At 69.6% G+C, this 18,264-nt stretch carries 14 protein-coding genes; 3 read left to right on the forward strand and 11 right to left on the reverse strand.

The features are described 5' to 3' along the window. Positions 1–84 precede the first annotated feature (84 nt). Positions 85–3,408 (forward strand): aminotransferase class III-fold pyridoxal phosphate-dependent enzyme, encoded by a 3,324-nt coding sequence (locus L0P92_RS09585; protein ID WP_234762101.1) that lies wholly within the window; start codon positions 85–87, stop codon positions 3,406–3,408. Between the two features lie 117 nt (positions 3,409–3,525). On the opposite strand, the gene L0P92_RS09590 is transcribed toward L0P92_RS09585, so the two are convergent. From L0P92_RS09590 to L0P92_RS09630, 9 genes are all read right to left on the reverse strand, one after another. Continuing rightward, positions 3,526–5,352 carry an ATP-binding cassette domain-containing protein gene (locus L0P92_RS09590; RefSeq protein ID WP_234762102.1) on the reverse strand — a complete coding sequence of 609 codons (1,827 nt, stop codon included), beginning with the start codon at positions 5,350–5,352 and terminating at the stop codon, positions 3,526–3,528. Then, complete coding sequence (locus tag L0P92_RS45440; RefSeq protein ID WP_234762103.1) at positions 5,349–7,208, reverse strand: ABC transporter ATP-binding protein; 1,860 nt, start codon at positions 7,206–7,208, stop codon at positions 5,349–5,351. The genes L0P92_RS09590 and L0P92_RS45440 overlap by 4 nt, the downstream gene beginning before the upstream one ends. 333 nt (positions 7,209–7,541) lie before the next feature. Beyond that, on the reverse strand, positions 7,542–8,381 hold the full coding sequence (locus tag L0P92_RS09600) for an SGNH/GDSL hydrolase family protein (RefSeq protein ID WP_234762104.1): 840 nt from the start codon (positions 8,379–8,381) through the stop codon (positions 7,542–7,544). Between the two features lie 49 nt (positions 8,382–8,430). Continuing rightward, positions 8,431–9,444, reverse strand: coding sequence for a hemolysin family protein (locus L0P92_RS09605; RefSeq protein ID WP_234762105.1), 1,014 nt, complete (start codon positions 9,442–9,444; stop codon positions 8,431–8,433). After that, on the reverse strand, positions 9,441–10,826 hold the full coding sequence (locus tag L0P92_RS09610) for a hemolysin family protein (protein ID WP_234762106.1): 1,386 nt from the start codon (positions 10,824–10,826) through the stop codon (positions 9,441–9,443). The genes L0P92_RS09605 and L0P92_RS09610 overlap by 4 nt, the downstream gene beginning before the upstream one ends. A gap of 167 nt (positions 10,827–10,993) precedes the next feature. After that, positions 10,994–11,419, reverse strand: coding sequence for a GNAT family N-acetyltransferase (locus tag L0P92_RS09615; RefSeq protein ID WP_234762107.1), 426 nt, complete (start codon positions 11,417–11,419; stop codon positions 10,994–10,996). Positions 11,420–11,475: 56 nt separating this feature from the next. Continuing rightward, on the reverse strand, positions 11,476–12,393 hold the full coding sequence (locus tag L0P92_RS09620) for an LLM class F420-dependent oxidoreductase (protein ID WP_308289674.1): 918 nt from the start codon (positions 12,391–12,393) through the stop codon (positions 11,476–11,478). Positions 12,394–12,440: 47 nt separating this feature from the next. Continuing rightward, positions 12,441–15,038, reverse strand: coding sequence for an ABC transporter permease (locus L0P92_RS09625; RefSeq protein ID WP_234762108.1), 2,598 nt, complete (start codon positions 15,036–15,038; stop codon positions 12,441–12,443). Between the two features lie 4 nt (positions 15,039–15,042). Beyond that, the gene (locus L0P92_RS09630) at positions 15,043–15,912 is read right to left on the reverse strand and encodes an ABC transporter ATP-binding protein (RefSeq protein ID WP_234762109.1); all 870 of its coding nucleotides are present in this window, start codon (positions 15,910–15,912) and stop codon (positions 15,043–15,045) included. Positions 15,913–16,104: 192 nt separating this feature from the next. On the opposite strand from L0P92_RS09630, the gene L0P92_RS09635 reads away from it, so the two are divergent. Continuing rightward, positions 16,105–16,332 (forward strand): hypothetical protein, encoded by a 228-nt coding sequence (locus L0P92_RS09635; RefSeq protein WP_030053911.1) that lies wholly within the window; start codon positions 16,105–16,107, stop codon positions 16,330–16,332. Between the two features lie 4 nt (positions 16,333–16,336). Then, positions 16,337–16,711: a fic family toxin-antitoxin system, toxin component gene (locus L0P92_RS09640; protein ID WP_234762110.1), complete on the forward strand. Its 375-nt coding sequence runs from the start codon at positions 16,337–16,339 to the stop codon at positions 16,709–16,711. A gap of 66 nt (positions 16,712–16,777) precedes the next feature. On the opposite strand, the gene L0P92_RS09645 is transcribed toward L0P92_RS09640, so the two are convergent. Both L0P92_RS09645 and L0P92_RS09650 read right to left on the reverse strand, forming a co-directional pair. After that, positions 16,778–17,470, reverse strand: a complete 693-nt coding sequence (locus L0P92_RS09645) for a class I SAM-dependent methyltransferase (protein WP_234762111.1) — start codon at positions 17,468–17,470, stop codon at positions 16,778–16,780. 78 nt (positions 17,471–17,548) lie between these two features. Continuing rightward, a complete protein-coding gene (locus L0P92_RS09650; RefSeq protein WP_234762112.1) occupies positions 17,549–18,235 on the reverse strand; it encodes an esterase/lipase family protein in 687 nt (228 codons plus the stop codon). Between the last annotated feature and the right edge of the window lie 29 nt (positions 18,236–18,264).

Below are 18,264 nucleotides of genomic sequence, written 5' to 3' on the forward strand. Positions count from 1 at the left end.
TTCCGGGATGCCCCCACGACGCCTCGTACACGCCGAATGTCACCGCCAGCACCACGCCGGCGATCACGAAAGGGCCAAGAACGCATGACCGTCCACAGCAGCCCGAGCGGTCCGCTCGAGCCGGACGCGGGGACAATCCGCACGTCCGGTTCTGAGGGGACCGGGGTGGAGCCCCTGCTCCAGGAGATTGCCGCAATCGTCGGTGACTACTTCGACGTTGAGCCCGAACGGCTGTATCCCGACGTCGCGTTCGCGGACCTCGGGGACTCGATGTCGCTGCTCGGCATGGCGCAGCGTCTGGAGGACCGCTACGGCTGCAAAGTGCCGCTGCGGCAACTCTTCACCGACGTCCAGACTCTGCCTGAGCTGGCTGCATATCTTCGCGCGCACGCATCGACGGAGAAACTGCCGCGAGGAGAGGACATATCGCCCTCCACCACTGCCTCCACCACGACAGCCTCCGCCCCCGATGCCGTAGCCACCTCGGCGCCGGCCCCGGTCCTGCCGCAGCCGCTGGACGGCGCCCTGTCGCCAGGCGCCTCCACGGCCGTGCAGGACCTGATCAAGGAACAGCTCAAGGTCATGCAGAGTCAGCTTCAGCTGCTGGCGGGCGGCGAACCGGTCCCTGTAGCGCTCTCCCCGGCGCGGCCGGATGGGGCGAGAACGGTGGTGCCACTCGCGCCGGGCGCCCGGCGCGACGCGATCAGCCCCGTGGAGACGGCAGAGCGCGTCCGCTATCTCAAGAAACTCGGTGACCGACTCAGTGCCCGGACCAAGGGCTCGAAGGAATTTGCCCAACGGTTCCGGACGATGGTCGCGGACAGCCGGTCCACTGTCGGCTTTCGCCCCTCGATCAAGGAGATGCTGTACCCGATCGTCGCCGAACGCGGGCAGGGTTCACGGCTGTGGGACATCGATGGAAACGAGTACGTCGATCTCACCCTGGGATACGGTGTCCACCTCCTCGGTCATAATCCGCAGGCTGTCATGTCGGCTGTTCGCGAGCGGCTGGACGTCGGATTCAGCCTCGGGCCGCGCACTCAACTGGTCGAGGAAGTCGCCGCCGGGGTACTCGAACTCACCGGCATGGAGCGTGTCGCCTTCCTCAACAGCGGCACAGAAGCGGTCATGACCGCGGTTCGGCTTGCCCGGGCAGCGACCGGCCGCGACAAGATAGTGGTCTTTTCCACCGCATACCACGGTCACTTCGACAGTGTGCTTGCTGTGCCCACCCATGAGAACGGCGTGTTCGGCACCCGCCCGCTCGCACCCGGTATCTCCCCGCATGCGGTGGAGAACGTGTACGTACTCGAGTTCGGCACGGACGACGCACTCGACTTCATCAACAAGCACGGTCCGGACCTCGCGGCAGTTCTGACCGAGCCGGTGACCCTGCGCACTCCTGGTGTGCAGAAGCCCGATTTCCTGCGCGCGCTCCGGGAGGTCACAAGGGCCCATGGCACAAAGCTCATCTTCGACGAGATGGTGACAGGTTTCCGTTGTCATCCGGCAGGCGTGCAGGGGCTGTACGGCATCGAGGCGGACCTGGCCACCTACGGCAAGATCGTGGGAGGCGGCATGCCGATCGGCGTGATCGCCGGGCGCGGCGGTGTCATGGACTCGATCGACGGCGGCGTCTGGAATTTCGGTGACGACACCGGCCCGAGGGTGGAATCCACCTTCTTCGGCGGCACGTTCAACCAGCATCCCCTCACCATGGCGACGGCCAAGGCGATCCTCGACCACCTCCGTGCGGAGGGACCTGATCTGCAACGGAACCTGGACCGTAAGACCGCGATGTTCACGGACCAGCTGAACGCCGACTTCCATGAGCTCGAAGTGCCGATCGAAGCCCACAGGTTCTCCTCGATCTTCAAGTTCGAGCACCAGGCGAACATGGATCCGTTCTATTTCAATCTGCTCGACCGTGGTGTGTTCGTCTGGGAGTTGCGCAACTTCTTCCTCTCCACCGCGCATGAGCAGGCCGATCTTGACCATATCCGCACCGCGGTGCGTGAATCGGTCGAAGAATTGAGGGACCACGGCATGCTCGGCAGCAGCCGCACTGAACCATCAGGCCCGCTGCCCCGTGAGGCAGCGCCTCGCAGCACCCTCGCGCAGCGGCAGCTACGGGCCCTCGACCAGGGCGGCGTGCCCGCCTTCGAGATGTCAGTCGGGTTCTGGCTGGACGGCTCACTCGACCGCGTCGCCCTGCGCGGCGCCGTGCAGGACCTGGTCGCCCGCCACGAGACCCTGAGGACCACGTTCGCTTCGGACGACGGGGACACCCTTGTCGTCCATCCCGTACGGGAGATGCCTCTGAGCGACGTCCTGACCGAGTACACCTGTGGCGACGAGGACGACCTCGGCCGCTTCCTGCGGACCTGGGCCGAACGACCGCTGGACCCGGTCGACGGGGAGGTGTTCCGCGCCGCTGTGGTGGAGGTCAGTCCGCAACGGCACCTGCTGCTGGTGACGGTGCATCACGCGGCGGTGGACGGCTGGTCCTACAGCGTCCTGCTCGACGACCTCGTCGCGCTGTACAACGCCAGGTGCCGCGGCACGAGTGCCGAACTGCCCCCGGCGGTGCAGTTCCGGGACTATGTCACCTGGCACGAGCGAGTCACCGCCGGCCCCACCGCCGCCAAGCACCGTGACTTCTGGCGTTCTCTCCTGAAGGATGTTCCGGCGGCGGAATTGCCGTCATCGGGGCAGCCGGGCCAATTCCCCTACCGCGGGGTACGCCACCATGTTCTCCTCGACTCCGAGTTCTGCGGGCAGATGCGCGATGCCGCCCGCAATGAGGGGGTCACGGTCTTCGCCTATCTGGTGGCGGCCTGGGGGGCCTTGCTGCAGCGGCTGACGGGGCAGGACGACATTCTGGTACCGGTCGCGTCCGCCCGGCGCCCGCAGGAACTGGACCGGACCGTCGGATATTGCTCGAATCTGCTGCCGTTGGTCCTTCGCCGACCTGCCGACACGTCGGTCGCGGACTACGTGGGTGACGTATTGATGCAACTGGTCACCGCGCTCGAACGCCAGGACTACCCCTTCGCGGATCTGATCTCGGAATTCGCGCCGCCGGGGGCGGGCTTGCGAAGCAAGTTGTTCACAACGGCGATGTCGTTCTACCGCCAGGTCGTGGTACCCCCCATGGACGGACTGACGGTCTCGGAAGCCGACTCGTTGCCGATCACACACACCGGAAATCTCCTGGCACTGAACATCGTGGAGAGTGCGGACGGGCTCCGGTGTGAGTTCGACGCCGCAGCCGATGTCGTCGATGCCGACCTGGTCGAGAGCCTTCCGGGGTACTACCGAAACCTGCTCAGCGCCATGGTCGCCAACAATGAGCGCCCGTTGGGCGAGCTGGACCACGAAGGCGAGGAAGGCCTGGCCGGCCGATGAGCGGTAGGTACGGCCTGTGGGCGCCGGCCTCGAAGGGCCGGCGCCACCTCCGCCGTTGAGCGACTCGACGCCCCGCCTGCAGCCTTTGGGCCCCTGCCTCATCGCCGTGCCGGCCGGTCATGCGGAGTAGGCGTCCGCCTGGATGCCGTAGAGATCGGCGTATCGGCTTCCCGGAATGCTGACCAGTTCGTCGTGGGTGCCCGCCTCGATCAGTCGGCCCTTGTCGAGGGTGAGGATGAGGTCCGCCCCGGTGGCGGTCGAGAACCGGTGAGTGACGATCACCGTGATGGCGCCGGTCCGCTCGGCAACCTCCCGGGCACGGGCGATGTAGCGCTCAAAGATCTGCTGCTCGCTCGGGGCGTCGAGAGACGCCGTGGGTTCGTCCAGCATCAACAGCAGGGGACCGGGGCGCATCGACGCCCGGGCGAGAGCGACCTTCTGCCACTGTCCCTCGGACAGATCGACGCCCCCGAAGTCCCGGCTGAGCTGTGTCTCCAGTCCGTCGGGAAGCGCCCCGACCAGCTGCTCGGCGTCGGCTGCCGCCACGGCCCGGCCGACGCTCTGGGCATCCTGGGCGTGCGGCAGGTCACCCAGGCCGACGCTCTGCCCGAAGTTCGTACGGAACCGGCCGAAGTCCTGGAACGCCGCACTCGACCGCGCACGCCAGCCCTCTGTGTCCAGGGTGGAGAGGTCCACACCGTCGACGAGAACTCGGCCACCGCTGGGCCTGTAGAACTTGCAGAGGAGCTTGACCAGTGTCGTCTTGCCCGACCCGTACTCGCCGACCAGCGCGACCACCGAGCCCGCCGGCAGATGGACACTGACGTCGTCCAGGGCGGGGCGTCGAGCGCCGGGATACCGGTAGGTGACGTTCTCGAAGGTGATTCCCTCGCGCAGGACCTCGGGTGAAGACTCCGTCCCGGCCGCCTCGGACCGTGCTGAGGCGGTGTAGTCGCGCATCCACAGGTAGGGCTCGATGAGCCGTCCTGCCCGGGCGACGTTCGCCGTGTAGTTCACACCCGTGAACACCGACTGGCGCAGACTGGTCGCCACGGTGATCGCCAGCACGATGTCTCCGGCCGAGCTGTGCCCACGCACCACCTGAACGACGATCAGAGCCAGCCCGGCGCCGAAGCCGAGCGTGAAGACGGTCCAGCCGCCGAGCTTCCAGGCCGCCGCGACAACTCGCGCCCGATAGCGGCCGGCCATGGCGGTGTCCCACGCGGCGGCCTGTCTGCGGGCCAGCTCGGTTCCCGCCCCCGACACGCGGATCTCCTTGCCCGCGGCTCCGTCCGTACCGAGGTCGAAGAGCCGGCGCTGGAGACGGAAGGGTTCGGCCGTGGCGGTTTCGGCCCGGATGATGGCGTTGCTGCCCTTCTGGTCGAACCAGAGCGGCAGCGCCGCGCACACGAGCAGCAACAGCAGCCAGGGGTTGATCGTGCCCAGCAGGAAGAGGGTGACGACCAGTTCGATGACGACGAAGAGGACACCGACCGCCGTCCACAGGCTGAGCACGAGTTCCCACGCGGAATTGCGTATGACGGTCAGCCGGTCGAGGTAGTCCGTGCGCTCCAGGTGCTCCAGGCCTTCGAGGGTCGCGATGTCGCGGTAGAGACCGGGATTCACATCGAGGATCGCGACCTTGCCGATGAGGATGCCGGCGGTGTTGCCGTCGAGCGCCCCCAGCACGATCAACATGGTGCCGCCGAGTCCCGCCCCGGCCGCGCAGGCCACGGCGGGCCAGACCTCTCCGCGAAGCGTCGCGTCCACCGCGCCGCGCAGGGCCAGGGCGTTGCCCGCGACGGAGGCCACCATCAGGGCGGGAATGACGAACTGAAGGGACGTCAGCCACGGCGAACGGCGCCAGGACAGCCGTAGCAGTTCGTACCAGAGGGAGAAGTACCGCCGACGCCGGATCGGTTGCTCGATGGCCCGCTCGGTCATAGGTACTGGTCCTCCTCCAGCCGGTCCTCGAAGCCGCGCTTGAACCGCGCGGCCTGGATCGTGAACATGTTCGCGTACCGGCCGTCGGCCGCCATGAGCTCGTCGTGCGTGCCCGTCTCCGTGATACGGCCGTCCTCCAGCAGGACGATCCGGTCGGCCTGGCGCACGGTGGACAGCCGGTGCGAGATCAGGACGACGCTCGCACCCGACCTGCGCTCGCTGAGCCTTGCGAAGACGTCGAACTCCGTCCGTACGTCGAGGTGGGCGGTGGGTTCGTCAAGAACCAGAACGCTCGCTCCCCGGCGCACCGCGTAGAGGACGCGGGCCAGGACGACTTGCTGCCACTGCCCGCCCGAAAGGTCGACGCCCCCCTGCGCGCCGCGGGTCAGCGGGGTCTCCCAGCCGGACGGCAGACCCTCCAGCACCGCTTCCAGCCCCGCTTCGCGGGAGGCGGCCTCGGCGTCCGCCCGTTCCGCGGGCCCGCCCGCCCTGCCGATGACGACGTTGCCGTGCAGGGACAGGGGGTATCGCACGAAGTCCTGGAAGGCCACCGCGATCCGGCGGCGCCAGGCGTCCGGGGCGAGCGTGGCGATGTTCCGTCCGTCCGCGGTGATGGCCCCGCCTGTCGGTTTGTAGAGCCCGCAGAGCAGCTTGATCAGGGTCGACTTGCCCGCTCCGTTGAGTCCGACGACGGCCAGCAGTTCGCCCGGCCGGATCTCCAGATCCAGACGGTCCAGAACCTGGCGTTCTGTCTTCGGATAGGCGAAGGAGACCTGTTCGAACCGGATGAGCGGTGGACGCTCGCGGTCCTCGGGTTCCGGCACCCGTCGGCCTTCGATGCCGGCCACCGCCGCTTCCTCCGGGGCGAGCAGCTCGCGCAGCTCCCGCGCGGCGCGCAGGCACTCGGCGGAAGCCACCGCGCTCCTGAGGTCCTCGCTCCAGCCGAGCGCCTGGAACACCGTCCATCCGGTGACGAGTACCGCCGTTTCCACCGCGATGGTCGTCTCGCCCCGCACCGCGCTGTGCGCCACCAGGGCGTACACCGCGCACAGCGGGATGCCGACGAGCAGCAGCTGGCTCCACTCGGCGCGCAGCATCCGCCCGATCGCCGCCCAGATGGGTTTCTCCATGGCCAGGCTGTGCCGCTGAATCTGCTCGACCGACCAGTCACCCAGCCCGAAGACACGGATGTCCTTGCCTTCGGCCGGGGAGATCGCCGAGTCCTGCCACATCTGCGCCTTCGCGCCCTCCACCGTGCCGGAACGCCACGTCCGGACATACCGCAGCGCCTGTCTCTGCCGCAGCGCCCAATTGGCCAAAGCGGGCACGAGCACCACAGGGACGAGCCACCAGGCGTACCCCGCGAGGACCACACAGGATCCGGCGACGCCGAGGAGGCCCGCGAGGATGCGCAGGACGGCCACGGCGCCCTCACCCGGAGTGTGCTCGGTCCAGTTCTCCGGGTCCGCCTTGGCCGCGCGGATCAGGGTGCGCGCCTGCGGTGTCTCCAACTTGTCGATCGTCGGTGTGGACGACACCAGCTCGGTGATCGACGCCCTGTGCACGCCGTCGATGGTGGTCTGGACCAGGAAGCCCAGTGGCTCCAGCACGGTGTCCATGACGTGCCCGAGCAGGAGGACCGCGACAAACGCCACCAGCGGGGCCAGGGCCGCGGCCAGTGGTGGCAGCGTCGCACCCGCTGTCTCGAAGCGCCGTATCAGTGCCGCCAGAATGACGGCTGTCGCGGCTGGGAGCAGTCTGCTCAGCCCCATCAGCACGGCCAGGAGCCAGCTGTGGGAACGCTTGGCGCAGCCGAGAGTGCGCAATAAGCGGAGCCCGTCGGCAGGGATGGTCACGTGGTCCTCTCTCCGTGCGGCCCGGTCCTGGCTGGTCCAGTCCTGGGGTCGCTTCCCGGGCTCCGGCCAGGACAGCACTCCCTTGCGTGTGGCGTGCACGGAGTGAAGAAAGGGGGCGCGGATTGACTGCTCTGTCGAAACGCTTCGATTCCAACGATCGTTGAAGCTAACAGCAAAGCCGACCGGCGACAAGGCATACATGTGGCACAACTGAGCCTCTACGGCCAGGTATTGAGCGCTGATTTTCGAAGCGCTTCGACGTCACCGCCACCGCCACCGCACCGCCACCTCCGTGGCTTCGACGCCACCTCCGTGGCCGAGCAGGAGGTCGCGTCAGGGCCCCACCCGTCGCCAGTCCGTCACCGGGCCGGGATTCGTGTGGTCGCCAGGGGTGACCCAGAAGGCCTTGCCCAGCTCGGCGCTGAACTGGGCACCCGTCCGGCCGTCGCCGGAGGACCGACCGGTCAGCCGCCGCCCGATCCACGGCAGCAGGTGCTGCCGGGCGAACCGGGCGTCCGCGACCCGCCGTGCGACCCACCCGGGCGGCAGCGTGGCCGGCATCGGCGTACGCCACTCGGTGTCCTCGGGGTCGTAGCCGAGCGTCTGCCACACCGCCTCCGCGACCCGGCGGTGCCCCTCGGCCGTCAGATGCAGCCGGTCCACGTCCCACACCCGGGGGTCGCCGAGCGACGGCGCCCCGTAGAGGTCGACGACGATCGCGCCGTGCCGCTCGGCCAGCTCGTCGACGCAGGCGAACAGCTCCTCCATACGCGGCCGGAACCGCTCGAGGACCGGCCCCTGCCGCCCCGGGCTGCGCATCAGCACCAGCTGTCGGCACGACGGGGCGAGCTTCTCCACCGCCTCCTCCAGGAGGCCGCGTACCCGTCCCATGTCGCACTTGGGCCGCAGCGTGTCGTTGAGCCCGCCGACCAGAGTGATCACGTCGGCGCCCATCGCGGCCGCCACGTCGACCTGCTCCTCGACGATCTGTCCGATCAGTTTCCCGCGCACCGCCAGGTTGGCGTACCGGAAGCCGGGTGTACGGGCGGCCATCCGCCCGGCGAGGAGGTCGGCCCACCCCCGGTAGGAACCGTCCGGGAGCAGGTCCGACATGCCCTCGGTGAAGGAGTCGCCGAGGGCGACCAGGCTGCTGTGTGTGGGATTCGTCTGCATGGCGACAGAAATGGTAGCCCGAGGACCATACCCATTGGTCGGTCGGTCCTCAGGTCCGCTGCCCGAACAGCTCCCGCAGCACGTCCTCCATGGTCACGAGCCCCGCCAGCCGGCCGTCGCCGCCCAGTGCGGCCGCCAGGTGGGTGCGGCTGCCGCGCATGGCCGTGAGGACGTCGTCGAGCGGGGTGCTCTCCCGTACGCGCGCGATGGGCCGCATGTCCCGCACCTGGAAGGGCACGTCCCGCGCGGGGGCGTCGAGCGCGTCCTTCACATGCAGGTAGCCGACGATCCGCCGGCCCTCGTCGACGACCGGGAAGCGCGAGAAGCCCGACTCGGCCGACAGCGCCTCCAGCTCCTCCGGCGTGACGCCCACGCGCGCGTAGACGACGCGTTCCAGCGGGAGGACCACGTCGCGCACCGGGCGGCGGCCCAGCTCCAGGGCGTCGTGCAGCCGCTCGCGTGCGCGCTCGTCGATGAGGCCGGCCTCGCCGGAGTCACGTACCAGCCGGGCCAGCTCGGCGTCCGAGAAAGTCGCCGTGACCTCGTCCTTGGTCTCCACGCGCATGAGCTTCAGCAGCGTGTTGGCGAAGGCGTTGATCGTGAAGATGACGGGCCGCAGCGCCCGGGAGAGAGTGACCAGCGGCGGACCGAGCACCAGCGCGCTGCGCACCGGCTCGGCCAGCGCGATGTTCTTCGGCACCATCTCGCCGAGCAGCATGTGCAGATAGGTGGCCAGGGTCAGCGCGATCACGAAGGACACCACGTGCCCGGCGCCCTCCGGCACGCCCACCGCGTGGAACACCGGCTCCAGCAGATGCTCGATCGCGGGCTCCGCGACCACACCGAGGACCAGCGTGCACAGCGTGATGCCCAGCTGCGCGGCCGCCATCAGGGCGGACACGTGCTGCAGACCCCACAGCACGCTCTTGGCGCGCCGGTCGCCCCGGTCGGCGTACGGCTCGATCTGCGAGCGGCGCACCGAGATCAGCGCGAACTCGGCGCCGACGAAGAAGGCGTTGACGACCAGCGTCAGAAAGCCGATGAACAGCTGTACGGCGGTCATCGCCCGCCCTCCTTCTCGTGCCCCTCGTACTTCTCGTGCTTGTCGTGCTTGTCTTGTGTGTCGTCCCGCGTCGCGTCGTCGAACGGCGCGTGCAGCAGCACTCGGGCGGCCCGGCGGCCCGTGGCGTCCACCACGTCGAGCCGCCAGCCGGCCACCTCGACGCGGTCACCGACCGCCGGTATGCGGCCGAGCTCCGTCGCGACGAGACCGGCCAGGGTCTCGTACGGCCCCTCCGGCGCCCTCAGGCCCACCCGGGCCAGCTGGTCCACCCGAGCCGATCCGTCCGCCGAGTACAGCTCGCGGCCCTCCGCGTCACTGCCCGCGTGGGCGAGGTCGGGCGTCTCGTGCGGGTCGTGCTCGTCCCGCACCTCGCCGACGACCTCCTCGACGATGTCCTCCAGCGTCGCCACACCCGCCGTACCGCCGTACTCGTCGATGACCACGGCCATGGTGCGCTTGCCGGACAGCCGGTCCAGGAGCCGGTCGACGGTGAGTGTCTCGGGGACGAGCAGCGGCTCGCGCATCAGCTCGGCGACACAGACGCGGGGCCGGCGTTCGGCGGGCACCGCCAGGATGTCCTTGATGTGCGCGGTGCCCACGACCGAGTCGAGGCTGCCGCGGTACACGGGGAACCGGGACAGCCCGGTCGCCCGCGTCACGTTCGCCACGTCCTCGCAGGTCGCCTGCGCCTCCAGGGCGATGACCTGGACGCGCGGGGTCATGACGTTCTCCGCGGTCAGGTCGGCCAGGTTCAGGGTCCGTACGAAGAGCTCGGCGGTGTCCGCCTCCAGGGCGCCCTCGCGGGCCGAGTGCCGGGCGAGGGCCGCCAGCTCCTGGGGGCCGCGCGCGGCGGCCAGCTCCTCGGTGGGCTCCACCCCGAAGCGGCGCACCACGCGGTTCGCCGTGTTGTTGAGGTGGGTGATGAAGGGTCGGAAGATCGCGCTGAACCAGCGCTGGGCGTTGCCGACCGTCTTCGCCACGGCCAGGGGCGAGGAGATCGCCCAGTTCTTCGGCACCAGCTCGCCGACGACCATCAGCACGATCGTCGACAGCGCCGTACCGATCACGAGCGCGATCGAGCCGGAGGCCGAGCTGGAGACGCCGAGCGACTCCAGCGGTCCCGCGATCAGCTTGGCGATGGACGGTTCGGAGAGCATGCCGACGACCAGGTTGGTGACCGTGATGCCGAGCTGCGCTCCGGAGAGCTGGAAGGTCAGGTTCCGTACGGCCTTCAGGGCGCCGGCGGCGCCCCGCTCGCCGCGCTCGACGGCTCGTTCCAGCTCGCTGCGCTCGACCGTGGTCAGCGAGAACTCGGCCGCGACGAAGGCACCGCAGGCGAGCGACAGCAGGATCGCCACCAGCAGGAGGATCACTTCGGTCATCGGGTCACCTCCGTCCCATGGTCGGACAGGGTGGGGAGGATCGCGCGATGTCGGGTACTGGGAGGCTCGTCCATGGGCGGACGCTCACACCTTTCATGGGAGGACCGAAGTGGTTCCCCAATAGTAAAGGGTGGGCAAAGTGCCTCGTCCCGGCTGTCGTGCTCGGCTCAGTCGGTCAGATGCTTCACCCACCGGCGCCACTTGTCCTCGGGCGCGTACCCGGCCGCGCGCCAGGCATGGTGCGCGGTCTCGTTGCGCTGGAGAACCATCGCGTCGCCACGGCGCCCGCCGAGCCGTACGAACCTCTCCTCGGCGGCGGCGAGCAGCGCCGAGCCGATGCCGCGCCGCCGGTGCTCCGGATGCACCGCGAGCCGGTACAGATGGCAGCGCCAGCCGTCGAAGCCCGCGATCACCGTGCCGACCAGCTCCCCGTCCAGCTCCGCCAGGATCAGCGCCCCGGGGTCGCGGGCGACCAGCCGCTCCACTCCGTCCCGGTCGTCACTGATGCTCGTGCCCTCGGCGGCCGTCTTCCAGAAGGCCAGCACGGTGTCCAGGTCATCGGCCGAAGCGGCCCGTATCCGCAGATCAGTCATGGCGTGATCACATCACGGGGGACCGGACGGGACGCGGAATTCCAGCATCCGGACGGCTACTTGCCGCGCAGCCGCGCCATCACCGGCGCGAACGCCTCCATGCTCGGTTCGAGGACGGTCAGATAGGTGAACCCGTATCGCTCGCGCTGCGCCAGCACCTGCGCGGTCATCTCCTCCACGGTGCCGATGAGACCGATGGGCAGCTCCAGGACCTGGTCCGGAGTGAGGTACGGGACCCGTTCCATCAGAGGCTGTACGGCGGCCTCGCGGTCGTCGGTGTCGAGCACGAACTGGATCAGCAGGTTCAGCTCCGCCGACTCCGGCTCCTCGCGGCCCGCCGCCGCAGCAAGGTCGAGATACAGCCCCACCCGCTCCTGCAGTTCCCCGCCGAGCATGACCTCCAGCTTTCCCGTCGAGTCACCCCGTACCGAACGCGCGCCGGTGAAGGCGGCGATGTCGGCGTGCTCGGCGGTCAGACGCAGGACGCGGTCGCCGTTGCCACCGACGAGCAGCGGCACCCGGGGCTTCTGCACGGGCTGCGGCTGGTGTTCTTCGGAGGCGAGCAGCCGGTACAGCTCCTCGATCGTGCGGCGCAGATGGTCCACCCGCTCACCCGGGGAGAGCCACGGCAGACCCGCAGTGTCGTGCTCGGCCTTCACATAACCGGTGCCGAGGCCCAGTTCCAGTCGGCCGCCCGTGAGGGCGTCGGTGGTGGCGACCTCGCGGGCGAGCAACGCGGGGTTCCAGAAACCGGCGTTGAGCACGAACGTGCCCAGTCGTGGCCGCTGTGTCGCCTCGGCCGCCGCGACCAGGGCCGGGAACGGGGCCGGCATGCCGAGATGGTCGGGGACCAGGATCACGTCGTAGCCGAGTTCCTCGGCCCGCCGACACTTGGCCCGCCACTCCTCGGCGGGGGCGGAGGTCATCAGGTTGACGCCGAAGCGGAACGGGCGCGGGCTCACCGGACGCGACACGAACTCTCCTCACCTTCAAGGGACTTGAGCGGCTGTCGCCGATTCCATCACTCGTGCGCGATGGCCGCCAGCACATTCATGCGTGAGGCACGCAACGCGGGCAGCAGCGCCGCCACGACGCCCACCACGGCCGAGCCGATCACCACGGCCACGATCGTGCCCCAGGGGATCGCCAGCGCCGTCATGCCCTGCAACGCCAGTACCTGCTGGGTGCACACACCCCACACCAGACCGAGCGCGAGCCCCAGCACCGCCCCGAACACGGCGATCACCACCGACTCCAGCCGGATCATCCGCCGCAGCTGCCGCCGGGCCAGCCCGATGGCCCTGAGCAGCCCGATCTCCCGGGTGCGCTCGACGACCGACAGGGCGAGGGTGTTGACCACGCCGAGCACCGCGATGATGATCGCGAGGCCGAGCAGGGCGTACACCAGGTAGAGCAGCACGGCGATCTGGTTGTGCACCAGCTCCTTGTAGTCGGCGATGTCCCGGACCTGCACCTGCGGATACGGGTCGAGCGTCTTCTCCAGCCCGGCCCGCAGATCGTCGGCGCCCGTGCCGGAGGCGGCGTTGACGTACACGGCCGCGTCCTGGCCGCCCGGCGCGTACTTCTCCAGCGTGCCGAGGCCGAGGAAGATCCCGCCCTGGCTGCCGAACCCGTCGGCGGACTCCTGGTCGGTGAGAGCGCCCACCGTCAGCTCGGCCCGCCGGTCGCCCTGGAACTCGACGGGGACGGTGCTGCCCAGACGTACGCCGTGGTCCTCGGCGAAGTCCTTGTCCATGGCGAGGCGTCCGTCCGCGAGTGCGGCCGCGCTGTCGCCCTGCGCGTACGTGATGTTGGCGACCTCGTCGAGCTCGGGTTCGTAGGCCGCCGCGGTCGTCTTCACGCGGTCGCCGTCCGGGAGGCGCACCGCGATCGTCGTGAACTGCGAGCGTACGACCAGGCCGACGCCCTCGGTGTCGCGGATCCGGTCGGTGATCTCCTGCGGGAAGGGCACGAAGTTGCTGTTCTGCACGACGAAGTCGGCACCCAGCGTCTTGTCGATCTGCTCGTCGAACGACTTGGTCATCGAGGCACTGGCCACCGACATCCCGCCGACCAGCGCCAGGCCCACCATCAGCGCGGCGGCCGTGGCCCCGGTACGGCGCGGATTGCGCAGGGCGTTGCGCTGGCTCATCCGGCCGACCGAGCCGAACAGCGCGGGGAACGCGCCGCCGAGGACCCGGATCACGGGCCGTACGAGCAAGGGTCCCGCGATCACGGTCGCGATCAGGGTCAGGATGACGCCGAGACCCAGCAGGGACGCCGCCGTCGACGTCTTCGTCGCCACGGCACAGCCCACGAGTGCCGCCGCACCCGCCGCCCCGACCACCGAGCCGACGACCGCCCGCAGCCGCAGCGGCCGTCCGATGTCGGCGATCTCGGCGTCCGACAGGGCCGCCATCGGCGAGACGCCCGCCGCACGCCGGGCCGGGAGGTATGCCGCGACGAAGGTGACGCCCAGGCCGACGACGTACGCGGTCACCGGGGTCCCCCAGCCGATGACCATCTCGGCCGCCCTGATGTTCATGCCCATCAGACCCATCAGCTCGATGAGTCCCACGGCCAGCCCGATACCGGCCGCGAGGCCCAGCGTCGAGCCGACCAGGCCGAGCAGCAGCGCCTCGGTGAGCACCGAGCGCCGCACCTGACGCCGGTCCGCGCCGAGCGCCCGCAACAGGCCGAGTTCACGGGTGCGCTGGGCGATCAGCATGGAGAAGGTGTTGACGATCAGGAAGACGCCGACGAGCACGGCGATCCCGGCGAAGCCGAGCATCACGTATTTGATGATGTCGAGGAATCCGCCGAGCTGCTCGACGTCCGACTCGGCCTGCTCGTCGGCGGTGCGCAGCTCGTAGGCGTCGTTGGGGGTGACGGTGTCGGAGTCGGGGTCGACGGCGAGCGCGTCGGCCACGCGCCGCTTGAGCTCCGCGTCGCTGACGCCCTCGGCGGCGTCCAGCGAGATCGACGTGGCCGCCTCCGGGGCGCCCAGCAGCTTCGCCTGCGCCGCCTCGGTGTCGAAGAAGACCAGCGCGGCACCGGGGTTGGTGGTGGTGAAGGTGACGATGCCGACGACCTCGACCGGGAAGGAGCCCTCCTGCCCGATGACCGTGAGCCGGTCGCCGATCTCCACGTCCTTGCTGTCGGCCGTGTCCGCGTCGATCAGCACCTGCGCGTCGCCCTTGGGGGCGTGCCCGGAGGTGAGCTCCACGGGGCTGCGCTCGGTCGGGTTCCAGGCGGTGCCGATCGTGGGGGCGCCCGTGGTCGGGCCCACCGACTCGCGGTCCTCGTCGGCGACGGTGAGGCCCTCGACATCGACTTCCGCGCGTGCCGCGGCGACCCCCGCGACCTGGGCCAGCCGATCGGCGAGCGAGGCCGGCAGGGTCAGCGTCTGTCCGGAGGGGATCGCCTCGTCCAGGGTCTCCTTGGGGGTGACGGTGACGTCGGCGGCGGTCGAGGCGAACAGCCGGTCGAAGGTGCGGCCGACGGTGTCCGAGAAGATCAGGCTGCCCGCGACGAACGCGACCGACAGGATCACCGCCAGGGCGGAGAGCAGCAGCCGCCCTTTGTGGGCGAGGAAGCTGCGGAGCGTCGCCTTCAGCACAAGGTCAGCTCTCCTCGGAAGCGGGCGACTCGGGCGCCGCCGACGAGGGACCGTCGGCCGGTATCGCTCCTGGCGCGGGGCCGCCGTCGTCGAACTGGCTGCGGATCACATCGAACCGCTTCATCCGCTCCAGCACGGCCTCCGCGGTCGGCCGCTCCATCTCGTCCACGATCCGCCCGTCGCCCAGGAACAGCACCAGGTCGGAGTGGGCGGCGGCGCCCGGGTCATGGGTGACCATGACGACGGTCTGCCCCAGCTGGTCGACGGCCTCCCGCAGGAACCCGAGCACTTCGAGGCCGGCCCGTGAGTCCAGGTTGCCGGTGGGTTCGTCCGCGAAGATCAGCTCAGGCCGGGAGGCGAGCGCGCGGGCGCAGGCGACACGCTGCTGCTGACCGCCGGACAGCTGGGACGGCCGGTGCCTCAGCCGGTCGCGCAGCCCGAGCGTGTCGATGACCTGGTCCAGCCACTTCTCGTCCGGCTTCTTGCCCGCGATGTCCATGGGCAGGGTGATGTTCTCGGCCGCGTTCAGGGTCGGGATGAGGTTGAACGACTGGAACATGAACCCGATCCGGTCCCGGCGCAGCCGGGTCAGCTCGCGATCCTTCAACCCGGTGATCTCGGTGCCGCCGAGCCACACCTGCCCGGCCGAGACGTTGTCGAGGCCCGCCAGACAGTGCATCAGCGTGGACTTCCCGGAACCCGACGGCCCCATGACCGCGGTGAAGCGGCCACGCGCGATGTCCACGTCCACCGAGTCGAGGGCGAGCACCGTCGTCTCGCCCGAGCCGTACGCCTTGGTCAGGCCACGGGCGCGGGCCGCGATCCCGTCGGCCGACGCGGGGCCCGGGGCGTACCGGGCAGCTGCTGTGGACAAGACCGCCTCCTCAGGGACGGAACGACTCACGTCACCGCCGAGCGTAATGTGATCCACCACACACCCGGTATCCGTCCGAGGTCCCGGTCGGTCTCCGCCCCAGGTCGGGCCCCTGATATCGATGTAAGGGGCACGCTCCTACCTCCGGGTGACTCCTTGCCGCTGCTAGCACCCGAGCGCTAGCTTTGAGGTATGGCGAAGACCCAGCTGAACGTGAGAGTGGACGAGGGCACGGCCCGCGCGGCACGCGAACGTGCCCTGGCCCGCGGCATGAGCGTCAACCGCTACATCGAGGAGCTGGTCAGAAAGGACACCGGAGAGGTCGGGCACACGTTCGTGGACGCCGCCGCCGACTTCATGAAGCAGTACGAGTCCGTCTTCGCCGAGGAGTTCGGCGCGGAGCACGAAGGTCGTCGCTGAACCGTTGAGCAATCTGAACATCGACCTCGCCTGGCTGCTGATGCTCGCCGAGAAGAGGACCCCGGGGGACCCCCAGGTCACCGACTGGGGAGCCCTCGTCGCCGCCGTCGCCCGCCACCAGGCGGAGATATTCGACACCCCCGTCTACGACAGCCCGCAGGCCCGCGCCGCGGCCCTGCTCCAACTCCTCATCCACGTCCCGGCCCTGGAGCGCTCCAACGCGCTGTTCGCCTCCGCCGTGGCCTACGCCTACCTGGTCGCCAGCGGCCTCAAGGTCGTCACCTCGCCCGAGCAGGTGCGCGATCTGGCACGCCTGGTCAAGAGCGGCGAGGCCTCGGTCGAGGACATCGCGCGCGAACTGCGCCAGTGGAGTCTGTGACACGGAGTCCGACGGAGTGCGTGAGACGGAGTGCGTGAGACAGAGTCCGCGATACGGATTCCGCGATCAGCCGGGCTTCTCCTCCGTCGGTCGCCACGCCGTGCCCAGCACGCAGTACGACGAGGGGAGCACCGGCCCGTTCTCCGGCATCATCACCTGCCGACACGGGCCGAGTTCGAAGCCCGCCTCGCGCAGCGCCGCGACCGGATCGCGGGAGACATGGCAGCCGCCGCTCAACAGCGGCCACACCGTCCGGTCCAGCGCGCGCTGGGTGAGGAGCATCGCGCGTCCGCCGCCCCGGCCGTGCTCGAAGAACCGCACCACGCCGCCGGGCCGCAGTACCCGCCGTACCTCACCGAGCGCCCGCGGCACGTCCCGCACACTGCACAGCACCAGCGAGAGCACCACCGCGTCGAAGGCCTCGCTCTTGACCGGCAGCGCCTCCGCCGCGCCCGGTACGACGTCCACCGGAACCTCGGCGCGCAGCGCGGACTCCACCGCCAACTTCCGTAGCAGGGGCTCCGGTTCGATGGCCACGACCTCCGACACGGCGCTCGGGTAGTGGGTGAAGTTCAGGCCGTTGCCGGCGCCGATCTCGATCACCCGGCCGGACAGCCCGGACAGCAGCCGGTCGCGGATGCCGGCCATGCCCATCCGCGTTTCCGCGTTGACGCTGATCCGGGCGTAGAACCGGGCGAACAGCGGGTGGTGCACGGACCCCCGTGACACCTTGCCGGAGCCGGCGGACCGTAGGGCCATGGGGACCTCCCGGGTGGGATGGGACTCACCCTGATTGTCCCCCGTACGGGGCCGACGCACCCCCCGCCGCCGCGGCGGCTAGCCGATGAAGTCCCGGACCTGCTCGTACACGCCGTGATCGTTGTTCATGTCGGTGTGCGACACGCAGCCGACCTCGACGTTCGTGGCGCCGCTCAGGATCGCGGTGGTGTCGGGTGTGAGCGCGTCGTCGCAGTTCGACCAGTAACTGGCGTACGACACGCCGCCCGGGGTCTCGTCGCCGGAGTTCAGGGCGGACAGGAACGAGCTGCCGGTGTTCATCTCCGCGCAGGACGTGTACAGCCACGCGCACCACGAGGCGGTGGACGTGCCGTGGTTCACGCCGGCCGTGGAGACGAAGTCGTCGACGTACGACGTCCCGCCCAGGTTCTTGAGGTAGTAGCGGGAGCTGAGCGCGCCCATGGAGTGGACGACCAGGTCGACCTTCGAGGCGCCGGTCCGGGCGAGCACGTTTCTGATCTCGGTCGCGAGCTGCTGGGCGGTGGTGGCGTTCGACTGGGCCCAGTCGTACGACCAGGCGTCCAGCTCGGCCGACGTGTAGCCGTCGGCCTTGAAGTAGCCGGCCCAGTCGTCCCAGCTGCTCGCCGAGCTGCTCAGGCCGTGCACGAAGACGACGGGGTCGTGGGACGCGGCGTGCGCGGGTGTGGGGGAGAGGGTGAGTGACAGAAGGAGCGATGAGGCCAGGGCCGTGAGGGCCGTGGCCATGCGACGCGTGCGGCGCTGCATGATGCCTCCTGAAACGTGTGGGGTTGCCA

This window comes from Streptomyces muensis (assembly GCF_021474425.1).
Taxonomy (GTDB): domain Bacteria; phylum Actinomycetota; class Actinomycetes; order Streptomycetales; family Streptomycetaceae; genus Streptomyces; species Streptomyces muensis.

Coding starts and splice junctions, on each gene's coding strand:
- L0P92_RS09585 (WP_234762101.1), top strand. CDS start 85: ATGACCGTCCACAGCAGCCCGAGCGGTCCGCTCGAGCCGGACGCGGGG.
- L0P92_RS09590 (WP_234762102.1), bottom strand. CDS start 5,352: ATGACCGAGCGGGCCATCGAGCAACCGATCCGGCGTCGGCGGTACTTC.
- L0P92_RS09600 (WP_234762104.1), bottom strand. CDS start 8,381: ATGCAGACGAATCCCACACACAGCAGCCTGGTCGCCCTCGGCGACTCC.
- L0P92_RS09605 (WP_234762105.1), bottom strand. CDS start 9,444: ATGACCGCCGTACAGCTGTTCATCGGCTTTCTGACGCTGGTCGTCAAC.
- L0P92_RS09610 (WP_234762106.1), bottom strand. CDS start 10,826: ATGACCGAAGTGATCCTCCTGCTGGTGGCGATCCTGCTGTCGCTCGCC.
- L0P92_RS09615 (WP_234762107.1), bottom strand. CDS start 11,419: ATGACTGATCTGCGGATACGGGCCGCTTCGGCCGATGACCTGGACACC.
- L0P92_RS09635 (WP_030053911.1), top strand. CDS start 16,105: ATGGCGAAGACCCAGCTGAACGTGAGAGTGGACGAGGGCACGGCCCGC.
- L0P92_RS09645 (WP_234762111.1), bottom strand. CDS start 17,470: ATGGCCCTACGGTCCGCCGGCTCCGGCAAGGTGTCACGGGGGTCCGTG.
- L0P92_RS09650 (WP_234762112.1), bottom strand. CDS start 18,235: ATGCAGCGCCGCACGCGTCGCATGGCCACGGCCCTCACGGCCCTGGCC.